9 protein-coding genes are annotated in these 13,387 nt (G+C 60.1%); 4 read left to right on the top strand and 5 right to left on the bottom strand.

Annotation, left to right across the window (positions count from 1 at the left end; all coding sequences use genetic code 11):
• The first annotated feature begins 178 nt into the window (after positions 1–178).
• Positions 179–1,171: a sugar phosphate isomerase/epimerase family protein gene (locus V7066_RS20305; protein WP_334184799.1), complete on the top strand. Its 993-nt coding sequence runs from the start codon at positions 179–181 to the stop codon at positions 1,169–1,171.
• On the opposite strand, the gene V7066_RS20310 is transcribed toward V7066_RS20305, so the two are convergent.
• The 4 genes from V7066_RS20310 to V7066_RS20325 form a co-directional block, all read right to left on the bottom strand.
• Positions 1,140–3,530 carry a TonB-dependent receptor gene (locus V7066_RS20310; protein WP_334184800.1) on the bottom strand — a complete coding sequence of 797 codons (2,391 nt, stop codon included), beginning with the start codon at positions 3,528–3,530 and terminating at the stop codon, positions 1,140–1,142. The genes V7066_RS20305 and V7066_RS20310 overlap by 32 nt on opposite strands.
• A gap of 520 nt (positions 3,531–4,050) precedes the next feature.
• On the bottom strand, positions 4,051–5,583 hold the full coding sequence (locus V7066_RS20315; RefSeq protein ID WP_334184801.1) for a GH39 family glycosyl hydrolase: 1,533 nt from the start codon (positions 5,581–5,583) through the stop codon (positions 4,051–4,053).
• Positions 5,580–6,761, bottom strand: coding sequence for an alginate lyase family protein (locus V7066_RS20320; protein WP_334184802.1), 1,182 nt, complete (start codon positions 6,759–6,761; stop codon positions 5,580–5,582). Before V7066_RS20320 ends, V7066_RS20315 begins: the two co-directional genes overlap by 4 nt.
• Positions 6,762–6,775: 14 nt before the next feature.
• Positions 6,776–8,308, bottom strand: a complete 1,533-nt coding sequence (locus tag V7066_RS20325; protein WP_334184803.1) for a hypothetical protein — start codon at positions 8,306–8,308, stop codon at positions 6,776–6,778.
• Positions 8,309–8,501: 193 nt separating this feature from the next.
• Here V7066_RS20325 and V7066_RS20330 point away from each other — a divergent pair, with 193 nt between their 5' ends.
• Together V7066_RS20330 and V7066_RS20335 are read left to right on the top strand one after the other, a co-directional pair.
• Positions 8,502–9,203: a TetR/AcrR family transcriptional regulator gene (locus tag V7066_RS20330; RefSeq protein ID WP_334184804.1), complete on the top strand. Its 702-nt coding sequence runs from the start codon at positions 8,502–8,504 to the stop codon at positions 9,201–9,203.
• An 867-nt stretch (positions 9,204–10,070) separates the two neighbouring features.
• The gene (locus tag V7066_RS20335; protein ID WP_334184805.1) at positions 10,071–11,975 is read left to right on the top strand and encodes a TonB-dependent receptor plug domain-containing protein; all 1,905 of its coding nucleotides are present in this window, start codon (positions 10,071–10,073) and stop codon (positions 11,973–11,975) included.
• Here V7066_RS20335 and V7066_RS20340 read toward each other — a convergent pair.
• Positions 11,938–12,594, bottom strand: coding sequence for a cation transporter (locus V7066_RS20340; RefSeq protein ID WP_334184806.1), 657 nt, complete (start codon positions 12,592–12,594; stop codon positions 11,938–11,940). The genes V7066_RS20335 and V7066_RS20340 overlap by 38 nt on opposite strands.
• A gap of 64 nt (positions 12,595–12,658) precedes the next feature.
• Here V7066_RS20340 and V7066_RS20345 point away from each other — a divergent pair, with 64 nt between their 5' ends.
• Positions 12,659–13,063 carry a MerR family transcriptional regulator gene (locus V7066_RS20345; RefSeq protein WP_334184807.1) on the top strand — a complete coding sequence of 135 codons (405 nt, stop codon included), beginning with the start codon at positions 12,659–12,661 and terminating at the stop codon, positions 13,061–13,063.
• The last annotated feature ends 324 nt before the right edge of the window (positions 13,064–13,387 follow it).

The following is a 13,387-nucleotide window of genomic DNA, read 5'->3' on the forward strand; positions in this document are numbered from 1 at the left end:
AGTGAGAGCGGCCGAATCGTAATGTCGAGCGCCCTCAATATTGTGAGGTGAGTGCATGATAGCATATCGGCGGCGATCTCTCATCGCAGGATTGGCGGCAACCCCTTTTGTCGCGGCCGCTTCCAAGTTATCCGCAGCGTCCAACCGATCGAAGGTGGTCCCACTTGGTCTCACCGACATGACGGTGATGAAATCCCTCCAGCAGGACTACCAGGAGACGCTGCGGAAGGTCGCCGCGATGGGGTACACCCACTTCGGCTTCCGCCTCGCGGGTTACTCATTGCAGGACAAAAGCGAACTCTCCGGCGCCGATAAGGCGGCAATGGTTCGCCAGGCGCGCATGGAAGTCGGCGTCGTCCGATACGGCTATGGCCGCCCGTTTGCCGAGCAGGCAGAAACAGCCGCAGCGATCGGCGCCAGCGTGATCGCCTATTCGGCCGCGCCGATCTTCTTTCGAGGCGGCAAGCTTGGGGAAACCACCCGAGCTGCGTTCGACGCCTGGCTTCCAGAGCTACGCCAGATGGCGCAGACAGCGCGCCGCTTTGGCGTGAAGCTCGCATATCACAATCATTGGTGGGATCACGCGCCGCTCGGTGGCAGTACGCCACTGGACATTATCTCCAAAGAGTTCTCGCCCGCCGAAGTGGCTTTCGAGATCGATTTGGCCTGGGCTTGGGCGGGGGGAGCCGATCTTTACGCGCTACTGAAGAAGCTCGGCCGGCGCGTGATTTCGATTCATCTCAAGGATGTCGATCCGGCCCTCGGCGGTGACCAGTTCCATCAAAGTCGAGCCGGGCGCCGGACGTCTTGGCTTTCCGCGTCTCTGGCCGCGTATAACACGGCTGACCGACGCCGTCGGCTATGTCGAAGTCGATCATCCGGCAGATGGATTGGTCTGCGTGGCGAACGCCGCCAAGAATCTGCGCAGCTACTTGGCCTAGGTCAGCCTGCGAGCGCCTTTGGCGCTCAAAGCAATTCCGAAACCAGATCCAGTCGCTTGGCTAAAGGCGCCGCGGTGAGTTGTTCAACGCAGCTTTGGGAATGCGTCAGCCGGTCATCCGGCTTTGTGACAAAAAACGGCGGGGGCCCGAAGGCCGCCCGCCGAGGGGAGAGAGCTCGGAGGGAGCCTCTGGGAGAGTTCAGCGCGAGCCGAATGCGTAGCGCACGTTGATGCCGAATTCGCGCAGCGCCGTGGAGGTGACGCCGGTGTAAGTGCTGGTATAGGTCGCCGCGACCGTCGTGGTGGCACCGGTTGGGATAAGGTACGAGGTCAGCAGCGGATTCGTTCGTGAAAGCGTTTTGGTGGTGTCGAAAAGGTTCTTGGCGAACAGCGACACTTCCCAGGCACCCTTCGGATCACGGATCCCCGCGAACATGTTCACTAGGCCATACGATCCCACATCGTCGTAGATATTCGTGGGATCGGTCCGCGAATTGCCGCTGAAGTTCAACAATCCGCGAAGATACGCGTCGACATGGCTCGAGACGGGGAACGTGTATTCGCTGGTTAAAGATGCGCTGAACGGCGCCTGGAAGCCTGAACGCTGCGAGACCTGGCAGGAAGCAACGTTGTCCGTTCCGACTGCCGTCTGCAACTGCGTGAGAGTCGGTGCCGTTGTGACGACGTCGGGGACCCCGTCGCCGTTGAGATCGTTGCACGGCACCGTGCCGTTCTTGATCTTGCCGAGCGAATAGCTCGCTACCAGACCGACAGACCAATTATCGTTCACGTTGAAGGACAGGTCACCCTCGATACCGTTCACCTCAACCGGGACCGCGCCGACGAAATTGAACGCTGAGACCTGCTGAGCGGTCCCAGTGACAGCGCCGGCGGCATTGCGGAGTGCCACGGTGTTGATGAAGTATACACCCTGGCCGCCAACGCGGTATGGGTAGTTCTTGAACTTCTGGTGGAACCCGGTGAGGTTGGCCCGCACCCTGCCATCGAACAGGGTGCTTTTGAGCCCGATTTCGTATGACTTCGACGTTTCGGCCGGAAGATCGAGGAAGCTATCCTCCAACGCAGAGCGAGCGAGGTTGAAATCCCCGACCACATTGATGCCAGGGCGCCAGGAACTGCCGGTGCTGGCGTAGACCATCAGGTCAGGCGTAAAGTTATGCTTGATCGAGGCCGAGTAAATCCACTTCTTGGCATCTTGGCCATCGGTCGCAATGGTGCGGCCATTCACAACGGTCGCGTTGGACGAAGTGTAGTCGATGTGCCGCAGCCCACCGGAAATCTCAGTAGCATCGCCGATATGAGCCGTCAGGTTTCCGAAGAACGACTTCTCGTGGGAGGAGCCGGTGCGCTCAATCTCAGTGTTCACCACAGTGATGAGGCGGCCGGAGGACAGCCCCACCATGGTGGGGCTGGTCAGTTCGGTCGGCGAGCTGTTCTTGTAATCGAAATATCCCAGCACGTAGTCGAGGAAGCCGAACACGCGGCTGTCGTTCTGCAGCCGGACCTCATGGGACGTGGATTTCGGATGCGAGAACGTCATCTGATTGACATCGCCCGGGAACAGGTCAGCACCATCCTGGTTGGCCGTCGACGAAATCTTCTGCGTATAATGCTGCCCCTGGTAAATCAGCACCTGGCCCCATTGGCTGGCCTCTGCCCGCCAGTTGTAGATGTCATACAGCTGCCGAACCTTGCGGGCGGAATTCTGCGTCGAAAGGCGGTCCGAAGTCGAGATGTAGACCGGGCTCGCGGCGGCGTCTGGGTTGGTTTCGCTGAACGAAGCTACCTGATCGTAGGTGAACGCCGTCCGGTCCAGGCGCTGATAAAGCGCTTCGGCCTTGAACCAGTCGGTCGGTTGAACGAGCGCCGAAATGCGGCCGCTCTTGGTCCGCGAGAAAGGATCGCGACTGCCGCCGCCGATGGGGCGCACGCGGTCGCCTTCGTTCTCATCCCATACGCCTGCCGCGCGGATCGCGGCGATGCCCTCGATGATGGGAAGGTTGATCGCCCCCTTTATATTCTGCGTGCCGATATCGTTGGCCGTCATATCGATGGCGCCACCGATCGAATAGAGATCGGGCTTGCGCGCACCGACGGTGATCGAACCCGAAGGCGCCGCGCGGCCGCGCAGGGTGCCCTGGGGCCCGCGTTGCACTTCAATCTGGCCAATATCGTACATCTGTTGGAGAATGACGCCGGCCGTAATAGGCGCGTCATTGAAATAGAATTCGACAGTGGGGTTGTTGCCGCTCGCAGTTACGTCGAAGTTGACGCCGCGCAAACGGGCATTGCCGCCCGTCCCGTTCGCTTCGGTCGTAAGCTGAAGGCCCGGTACGATCGTCGAGACTTCCTTGAAGTCGCGGAAATTGAGCTTGCTGACTTCCTCAGAAGTGACCGTATCGATCACTGCCGGCACGTCCTGAACATCCTCATCGCGGCGACGGGCCTGGACGATAATGACATTGCTCGCTTCAGTCTCAGCGATGCTCGGACTGGTTTCCTGAGCAGACGCCGGAACCGTGAAACCCGACAGGCCTGCCGTGCACAGCAGGAGCGCATACACCTTCATAAATCCCTCCCCTATAATTGTACTATTAGTGTATTTTGATATTTTCCGGCGAGCGGCTCGTGTCAATGGAACCGGTGCTATTAACAGCTACCGTTCCGTCTATTCGCCCTGGCGATGCTGCCATGGCATGACAAAAGCCTCTCGCCCCTAAGATGATTCAGTAGAACAACATAATCACGCGGAAATTCAAAATCATGGCAAATAGTCACACTGCTATCAGCGCATCACACACTTTGGCTCTCAACTGACCGCAGGCGCTGCCATCATTTTGACATTGCGTTGCTTTCATTCAATATTTCGAACGACCATCGCCATCACCACCGATGTCTAGTCGGTGAATGGCGTTGTCACGCTTGCTGAGCGTCTTGGCCGATCGTCCGCGGCAAGTGATCATCCGCTCGGGAAACAAGATGTTTCGGCTGGTCCACCCTGCACTTGGCCCGCCCATGCCGAAAAAAGATGCCGCCGGAACGTAGCGTCGCGCAGACAAGCCCCAGAGTCCTTCAGCTTGCTGTTCCTCTCAAACAGCTTCAATCAGAGCTACGCCCTCTGGCGGCAGATCGAGCCTTAACTGGCGGTTGGCGTCGAGGCGGGCTGCGCTTGGCGCGGGCAACTCGGCCGCCGCGCGAAGAAACGCGATCTGTTGCGAAGTCGGGAGTTTCGGAGACCCCATCTTCCGCCAAGCCGGGAACGGTGAGCCTCTATTTTGGTCAACGTAGGTGACCCGCAAAGCCTGGCCGGGCTTCATATCCTCAATAGTGACGACAAGCCGCTTGGCCGATCCAACCACCTCCCGCGTCGCGTCGGCGCCCGGTATGCCGGCGGCCTGCGGGACTTCGGCAAGGTTCCAAACGAGCGCTGACAGCTTCCCGTTGGCTTTGCTCGACGCAAGAGCAGGCCCTTGCGCGAACACGCGCTGCTGGCCGAGGCGGTGAAGCAGGCGATAAGTATTGTAGGCGGGACGCGGAATCCCTCGTTGCATCAGTGACCAACCCATTGCGCCTTCCTGTAGAAGGTAGTCGCTTGGCCCCAACTCCTCATAGGTTCCACTGAGAACCCAGTGAGACATCATTTGCGCATCGCCCAGCACATGAGTGAGCACGTGCGCGATCATCGCGGGACTGTCAGCCGACCATTCGTTGATGTAGAGAGGCAGCCCGGCACGGCCGCTTGCGGCAATGGCCTGGCGCGCACCGCGGATCGTGGTTGGAATAACATCGTTGACCGACATTTGGGGGTCCGAATCCTTGGGACCGCCCATGTGACCAGCGTAGCTATGCGTCGATACGAAGTCGACGGGTGCATTTTCGCTGGCACAAAACCTCAGGAATTCCGGTATCCATTTTGCACCGGACGTGACCGGGCCGCCTACCTGCAGTCGGGGCGAGACTCCTTTGATCGCCATCGCTGCGTGTTTGTAGAGCTGAAAATAATCGTCCTGTTTTCCCGTGAAGAAGAATGGCAGATCCGGCTCGTTCCACACCTCAATAGGCCATCTGGCAACCTCGTCCAGGCCGTAGCGATCGACGATGAACCGTGTAAACTCGCCAATGAAGGTACTCCACGCCTCAAACGATTTGGGCGGCGTGATATTGCCTTTGTAAAAACCGAACTGCGCCGATCCCGACGCCAGTTCGCTTGGCATGAAACCCAGTTCAACGAACGGCGCTAGGCCGCGGTCCACAAGGCCATCATAGACCTCGGCGACGTTCCGAAAATTCGCCGTGCCGTCACGGTGCTGGGGATAGCGTGTCAGAACCCCCAGTTCATCGTTGAGTATCCCGTGGAACCGAACGCGTTTGATGCCTATCTCTTGCCTGGCCCGATCGATATCATGGCGCCAGCTTTCTCGCATGGTGATCGCAGCCCGGTCCGAACCGACACAATTCCAGACGTGATCGAGTGGCCCCGTAGTTTCCTTTGCGCGGATACGTACGGCGACGCTTTCCGGAGTGGCGGCCCCGAGCACCGGGAAAGCGGTTGCCCCGGCGGCTATGGCGGTACCGGTAAGAAACGTGCGGCGCTGCATGTCACACCTTTCGTTCATGCTCATTTCCCGTCCCGCAAGAGGTAGAGCCACTCGCGCGGCTCATCTTCCGCCAACCCGCTGGACGACTCACTCTCGTTCGCTGCCTGGAGCTGCTTCGACAGTTCGAACCATTTAGGGTCAAGCGAGGCCGCGAGAGCATAGACCTGATCCGCCGTCGCCGGGTTCCAGGGCTTGTTCTGGTACGTCTTGCCTCCGGCCGCAGCGCGCTGTCGATCGTAGGGCACCACAGACTTCAAAAATTCGATGTGTACCTGCTCTCCACGGGCAAATGGACCCAACCATGCCAACGTTCGCGACAGGCTTTGGCCGGCAGGTCCCTTGTGGCTGTACCAATCTTGACCATGGGCTTGGGCGGCTGCTGCAGCCGTGAGCTGGGAGCCAAGGCTGTAGGTTACATAGTGGAGCGCATCACGCTGCAGGAAGTCGACCGTCGTGCCGTCGCCGCGCAGATTGGCGTCGACCTGTTTGTTGAACAGGTCGTGCGATCGTGCGATCAGCTGGTCATCGCCCAACTGGTAGGCCGCGAGCGTTGCCAACTTGATCCGGTGGCTCTGCCAGTTGTTGGTCAATGTCGGCTTGATCGGAACGTTTCCGGTCTCCATCGCCTCGATGTAGCCGGCGGCCATCCGTCGCATGAATGCGTCGGCCTTGCCGCGCAACGCCTTTGGCGCCCTGGTCTCGACCAGATCGTAAGCAAGGATGAGATTGTCGAACCGGCCTTCATCGACCGGATTGAACGATAACTCATAAGTCGAAACCCAGGCTTCGATGTACTGGCATGCCTTCCTGAGAAACGGCTTCTCACCGGTGACCCGCCAGGCCAGAGCCAGATCGAGCATGGCCTCCATGTCTTCAAGACTGGTCCTGGAGCGAGCGATAGAGTCTGCTGTTTCCGCTGACTTCACCGCAACGCCAGGCGCCTGCGTCTGGCCCGAGCTCACACCTTCAATGCGGATATGCTTGGCCGGCGCTGGATCGCGATCCAGCAGTTTGTGCGCCCGGTCAACGATCGCATCCTTCAGGCGATCATCGATGACGCCCCGTCCAAACTGCGGGCCCAGCAGAGCGTAGCTTGACGAGGCAGTCGCTTCCTGGCTGGACACGGCCTTTGCTGCGGTGTCGGCCGGCACTCCCGCCAAGGCAAGTAAGGCAGCCAGTGCCGGAGCACGGAATATCGTCATTTGCTGTCTCCCGTTCAATAGCACGCCGCGTTCTTGGCCGCCGGGATCTGCACGAACGTAATGCTGGTAGCAGGCAGGCTGATCGTTCCTGAGGCCTTGCTCCCAGATGTGGTCGGGAGCTTGTCGTTCGCCTCAAGCCGCAAGGGCTTGTCATTCAGCAGCACCGACTTGCTTTGCAGTTCCGGCGCGGTAAGCGTGAAAACTCTCGCTTGCTTGCCTACATCGAGTTGGTTCGGTTCGCTTCCCGAATTCACAGCGATGAGAGTTACGCCCCCCTTCTTCTGCCGCGAACAATGCGCATAGAGATGGAATCCAGGCTTACCAGCGCCCGCATCGAGCACGGTCGGGCCGACAAGGCGGCGCCACAAAAGGGCTGCCCAATAGTTCGGCCGCGGGGCGAAAGTCTCAGGCTCAAGCATGCCGTAGTTGCCACCCACCAGGGTCTGGTGGAACACCACATTCGCGCCAAGCTTTGCCAGGCGCCCGAGTTGATCGACGTAGCGGAAAGTATCAAGGAACGTCTCGCTCCAAGGCGCTCCGCTGCATGCCGCGCCAGCTGTTTCGGTGTTCCAGATCGGCGCACCGGGCGCGTACTTGTCACGAAGCGCCTTGTGATCGAGCAGCGATTTTTCCGTGCGTGCGAACCAGCCATCGGTCATCGAGAGTTCTGCGCTGGTCCCGACAGGGGTATTGGCAGGTGCGCACCGCGGTGCCACTGCCGGGTAGAAATGATAGGAAAACACGTCAAATTTTGGCGCCGGCTTGCCTGACATCATATCCGCACCGGTCAGATTGCCAGGGAGCGGGATGTTGGCGACGACCACATCGCCGGGGCCCACAATCTTCATCTTAGGAAGGCTTTTCTGGGCGAAATTCCGAAATGCGATCTGATCTCTTGCGAACCAGGCGCCATCATAGCCCTTCGGAAGCCCGCCATAGTTCGGCAGATTGGGTTCATTGACCAGTTCGGCCGCGTCGATTTCACCGCCGAGACCGTGGGTGAAATCGACGAGAGGCTGGGCGAGCAGCGGCGTCCATGTGCCTTCAGCGTCACGCGTCGGCGCGCTGATAGTGAACGACATCAGCAGCTTCGCATCCACGGCGTGCATGAAATCGATGACGCCCTTCCACTGCGATCGGGTCAGGACCGTGTTATAGCCGGTCGGCGGAGTGGTGATCGCCGGCTTGTCGTCGTTCTGGAAGAACACGGAGTTTGCCGAGGTTCCGCTCGTACGCAGATAAGCGGGGCCAAGCCCTGCGGCCAGATTGCGAAGGCGTTTGTTATACAGGTCGAGCGGCTGTTCGAGCTTGACCGCGCTCATGACCGTGTCGACGCGCTCGTCGCTATGCGATTTGGGATCCCCGGCCTTTGGCGGCATTCCGGTGATGGCGATGAGGTCCAGATTGTAGGACTGATAGCGCTGATCCACCTCGCCGATCTTAGGCATATCTCTGGGCTTGACCGCCTGCGCCAGGAGCCCTGCGGGTAGAACCGCTCCGACCGCGATCGCCGTCATCAGCGAAGCGCGCAACGCTCCAAGCGCCATCGATCTCTCTCCCATTTGACTCGAAATGCCAGTTTTCCGTTCAGCCCTGACCCGAGCTGCACTCTCGCCCGCACCATCTCCGGTGCCTGGCCCATCGTCAATAAAATAAACCGGGAGTATGATTACATCGCGTCGGCGCTTGCAAAGCGGGTCGGTTCCGGCGACACCCACAGCCGGACGAAAATGGACAATCATGACCACTGTCGCTGACGATACGATTCCGCCAACCAGAGGCATAAAGGCCAAGGCGCCGCGATCACGGGGGCGGCCGTCGAAGCGCGAGGCGGAACTCATCGACCGCAACGTCCTCGAAGCGGCGAAGCTGAGCTTTCTTGCGGATGGGTTTGCGGCAACCACGATGGACGCGATCGCGAGCCGCGCGGGCGTGACCAAAGCCACGCTCTACCAACGCTATGACGACAAAGCAGCTTTGCTGCGCGCGGTGATGCAGGACCGCATTGCGGCGTGGTCCGCAGTCTCTGATGCCCGGAGAGTTGTTCCGGAAAATGACTCGCTGGAGCAGCGGTTGCTCCACTACGCTCGCTCGATGACCCGTTGGAGCGTCGATCCGGAAGTACGCGCGTTCGGAGAATTGGTGCAGGAATGCTGGGGTAGTGCCAGGCACGTCGCCATGGAAATGCAAACTTTACGAACGACACGAATGCAAGATGTGCTTGAGCGCGACATTCGTGAATTCGCCGCAAGGGACAATCTTGCGGTAACGGACCCGGGCCTAATTGCCGCCGTGTTCATGGGAATGCTGGCGGCGCTCCATCAACATCTGGATCGGCCAGGCACGAAGCTCACTCCTAACGAGATAGACGAACGGCTCGCTCAGATCGTCGCTATCTTGCTGAGAGGCAAACAGGCTTGGTTGCTTCCCAAGGAGCCGTAACGAAGGAGTTGAACACTCCAAGAAGCTGTCTGCAGCAGCACGGCCCAACGCACTTGCAGGGAAATGGCAGAGGACAAAGGGGGGCGGCGCCGCGATACAGTAAAGGGGGGCGGCCTCATCGGCGCGCTTTATTTGCAGGTTGAGACGGCAGCAGTGTGCGCCTACCTGACGCTATTTGAGTACCAACTTATAATAATTGCCATGAATTACTCCTTCTTAAAAACTTTTTAAAATATAGCATGGTTGGTCGCCACTCTATTTGGAAGTGGGGCAACCTTTCGTCGACCAAGAAACCTCCAACTCGCCCACTCATATGGCAATCAGCGCAACCATGCGAACGACCAGAACTGCCGCAAAATGCCGTTCTGCTACGCCGTCGTGAACGGCGACTTTGTCCTGGCCTTAGTCATAAGCAGACTGCCCGCTAATGGGCGCGCCGTTTTTCTAATTGAACGGCTTGAATGGGCGCGTTGCTGCCAAACAGTTTCGCGCTCAGCGAATGGCAAGTTGAGTCTGAATCTGCCGTTTCAAGATTGATCGGCGAATGACGTATTATGGTCGAAAGCCGAATCCTGGTAAGTGTCAGCTATCTCCACGACCCGGCTCCAAGCCGGACAGTCGCCTACCGGCCAAGAGCTCCTTGGCGGATGACAGGTGAACTGCCCAACAGCTACGCGCCCCATTCCAGCCGTTTAGGTTGGAGACTGTCGATGCTGAAAGCGGCCCTTGACCCTGTAGTTGCTACAGGCCTTATGGAGCCTCCGTACCCGGCGCTCTATGTCGGGTGGAAACGGGGGCGAAGTGACTTCGATATTTCGTGGCGGCATGGTGTACGCTGGAAGCAGCGCGCTGATAATCGCGACAATGATGGCCGGCCCTGCTTATGCTCAGGCCAAGGCTGATCATGCCGAGGAGGCCGAGACCGAGATCGTGGTCCAAGCGACGCGCACCGGGCGCAGGGTTCAGGACGAGCCCATTCGCGTCGAGGTCATCAATCGCGAGGAGATTGAGGAGAAGCTCCTCATGCGGCCCGGCAACATCGCCATGCTGGTCAGCGAGACGCCGGGCGTGCGGGTTCAGACCACATCGCCAGCGCTCGGAGCAGCCAATGTCCGTATCCAGGGCCTCAAGGGCCGTTACACGCAGATCCTGGCTGACGGATTGCCCCTCTATGGTGGGCAGCCCCCCTCCATTGGCCTGCTGCAAATCCCGCCGACTGATCTTGGCCAGGTGGAAATCATCAAGGGCGCGGCATCGGCGCTCTATGGCCCCTCGGCACTGGGCGGCGTCATCAATCTGGTGTCGCGCCGTCCGGCCAGCGAACCGCAGGGCGAACTTTTGCTCAATGCCACCAGTCGCAACGGGCAGGATATGACGGGCTATGTCGCCGCGCCCCTCAGCAGCGTGGTCAGTGCCTCACTCACGACCGGCTACGACCGGCAAAGCCGTCAGGACCTGAACGATGATGGCTGGGCCGACATGCCCGGCTATGAGCGCTTCACAGTCCGGCCCAGGCTGTTTGTCGATGCCGCAGATGGAACCAAGGCCTTGCTCACCTTCGGCGCGATGGCGGAGCAGCGCGATGGCGGAACGATTCCAGGCGCGAAAGCGCCGGATGGATCGCCTTTCGCGCAGACGTTGCGCAGCCGGCGCTACGATCTCGGCCTCACGGCCGAAACGCCGCTGGATAACATCGGCACGCTGCATCTCCAGGCCTCCGGCGTTACCCAATCGCATCGGCATGTCTTCGGCGACACGGTGGAGAATGACCGCCACCGCACGGCATTTGCCGAGGCGTCGATCGGCGGCAAGGCAGGCGCAACGACTTGGCTGGCAGGCGCTGCGATTCAGTTGGATGACTATCGGTCCGAGGCATTCTCAGCCTTTGACTATAGCTATACCGTGCCCGCGCTGTTCGTGCAGGGCGAACAGGAACTGACCGACCGGCTAACTCTGGCGGGAAGCCTGCGCTGGGACGCCCATAGCGATTATGGCTCGCACGTCAGCCCGCGCCTTTCCGCGCTCTATCGGCCCGGTCCCTGGACGATCCGTGCGTCACTGGGACGCGGCTTCTACGCGCCGACACCGTTTGTCGAGGAGACAGAGGCCAATGGCCTCGCGCGCCTCCTGCCTTATGGAAAGCTCAAGGCGGAGATTGCCGACAGCGGGTCCATCGACTTCGGCTATGCCAGCGGGCCGTTCGAGGCGAACCTCAGCCTGTTTGCCTCCAACATCGACCATGCCCAGCAGTTGCAGATAGTGGACGTGGATCATGTCACGCTGATCAATGTCGATGGCGTGACGCGGACGCGCGGCGGCGAAGTGCTGCTGCGCTATCGCTGGCAGGCTCTGTCTCTCACCGGCAGCTACGTTCACGTCGCCGCGAGTGAACCCGATCCCGATGTCCTTGGTCGGCGCATCGTACCGTTGACGCCCCGAGACAGCGCGGGGCTTGTCGGCATGTGGGAGAAGGAAGGGCGCGGCCGCTTCGGGATCGAGGCCTATTACACCGGGCGGCAGTCGCTGGACGACAATCCCTACCGGACGCGCAGCAGGCCCTATGTCCAGCTCGGCACCATGGGCGAAGTGATACTGGGCAAGGTCAGCCTGTTCCTTAATGCCGAGAACCTGCTCAATGTGCGGCAGACGAAATATGACCCGCTGCTGCTGCCGCGTCGGGCCTCGGCAGGGGCATGGACGGTCGATGCCTGGGCACCGACCGATGGGTTCGTTCTTAACGGAGGGGTGCGGATTCGCTTCGGCGGCGAATAGGTGCGCGCCTCAGTTCGCCACGCGCCTGGTGGATGATCTGCCATCCGCCGGACAGTGCCAGCACTGCCATGATTGCTGCGACAAGAATGTCCGGCCAACCGGTCCCGGTGCCGAACACGCCCAGCGCTGCGGCGACCACGGCGATATTGCCGATCGCATCGTTGCGCGAGCAGATCCAGACCGAGCGCCGGTTGGCGTCACCCGCGCGGTGGCGCCAGAGCATTGCGGCGCAGGCAAGGTTGGCGACAAGCGCGGCTATGCCCACGACGCCCATGGTCTCAGCAGTTGGAACTACACCCTGCATCGCCATCCAGACGGTGTTGCCCAACACCCACAGGCCGAACAGCAGGATGGATGCGCCCTTGGCCATCGCCGCCCGCGCCCTCCACGCCAGAGCCATGCCCGCAACACCGAGGCTGATCGCGTAGTTGGCGGCGTCGCCCAGGAAGTCGAGTGCATCGGCCTTGAGCGATGCAGACCCGGCAGTGACCCCGGCGACAATCTCCACGCCGAACATCACCGCGTTGATCACAAGCGCGATCCACAACACGCGCCGCCATGCCGCGTCGTTCAGCTTTTCTGTATTGTCCTGTGATCCGCCGCAGCATCCGCCGGCCATATGCATCTCCTGTTTCGGTGATGACAGGCTATATAGGGCCTGTAGCGACTACAGGGTCAAGGGCATGGCATTCACGATTGGCGACATGGGCAAGGCGACCGGCACCAAGATCGAGACGATCCGCTATTATGAGAAGATCGGCCTGCTACCCAAACCGGCGCGGACGACGAGCAACTACCGGGACTACGGGCAGCCGGAGCTTGGCCGACTGTCCTTCATCCGCCGTGCCCGCGACCTCGGGTTCTCGCTCGATCAGGTTCGGGCGCTACTGGGCATCTCCGGCGACCGTACTTGTGATTGCGCCGGTATTGACCGGATCGCGAAGGAGCACTTGCTGGAAGTAGATCGCAAGCTCGCGGACCTTGCGGCGCTTCGCAAAGAGCTGAAGGCGGTCATCGATTCCTGCGACGGCGGCATCGTTGCTGACTGCCGTATCATCGAAGCATTGGGGCCTACACTGCCAGCCTGAGAATGGCAGTTATGTGGCTCCCTCGGTTCAAAGCTGTCCGTCTCCTTACGGCCAATCCCCTTAAACATCGGCCGAGGCTCAATGTACAAAGGCAGATAGGGTACTTAGCCGACCAAGCAAGGCTGTGTCTTCCCATCGTACGTAGCGCTTGCATGGGGACGTTCTTCGGCACAGGTGGAAAGCGGGCAAGGTAATGCCACAGCTTCCGGCTTTTTACACGTGCACGATATATTTGGTTGATTAGCTCGTCGAACAACGTCACGCTCGGAATGAAGCGTCCCGGGTTTTCCGGAGGCTATCCGGTTTGACTCAGGCAGCCATATC

The sequence above is a fragment of the Novosphingobium sp. genome (assembly GCF_036820275.1).
In the GTDB taxonomy this organism is placed as follows: domain Bacteria; phylum Pseudomonadota; class Alphaproteobacteria; order Sphingomonadales; family Sphingomonadaceae; genus Novosphingobium.

What these genes read in the sequence shown, in the direction of transcription:
- V7066_RS20305 (WP_334184799.1), top strand. Translation starts at nt 179, where the DNA reads ATGACGGTGATGAAATCCCTCCAGCAGGACTACCAGGAGACGCTGCGG.
- V7066_RS20310 (WP_334184800.1), bottom strand. Translation starts at nt 3,530, where the DNA reads ATGAAGGTGTATGCGCTCCTGCTGTGCACGGCAGGCCTGTCGGGTTTC.
- V7066_RS20315 (WP_334184801.1), bottom strand. Translation starts at nt 5,583, where the DNA reads ATGAGCATGAACGAAAGGTGTGACATGCAGCGCCGCACGTTTCTTACC.
- V7066_RS20320 (WP_334184802.1), bottom strand. Translation starts at nt 6,761, where the DNA reads ATGACGATATTCCGTGCTCCGGCACTGGCTGCCTTACTTGCCTTGGCG.
- V7066_RS20325 (WP_334184803.1), bottom strand. Translation starts at nt 8,308, where the DNA reads ATGGCGCTTGGAGCGTTGCGCGCTTCGCTGATGACGGCGATCGCGGTC.
- V7066_RS20330 (WP_334184804.1), top strand. Translation starts at nt 8,502, where the DNA reads ATGACCACTGTCGCTGACGATACGATTCCGCCAACCAGAGGCATAAAG.
- V7066_RS20335 (WP_334184805.1), top strand. Translation starts at nt 10,071, where the DNA reads ATGGCCGGCCCTGCTTATGCTCAGGCCAAGGCTGATCATGCCGAGGAG.
- V7066_RS20340 (WP_334184806.1), bottom strand. Translation starts at nt 12,594, where the DNA reads ATGGCCGGCGGATGCTGCGGCGGATCACAGGACAATACAGAAAAGCTG.
- V7066_RS20345 (WP_334184807.1), top strand. Translation starts at nt 12,659, where the DNA reads ATGGCATTCACGATTGGCGACATGGGCAAGGCGACCGGCACCAAGATC.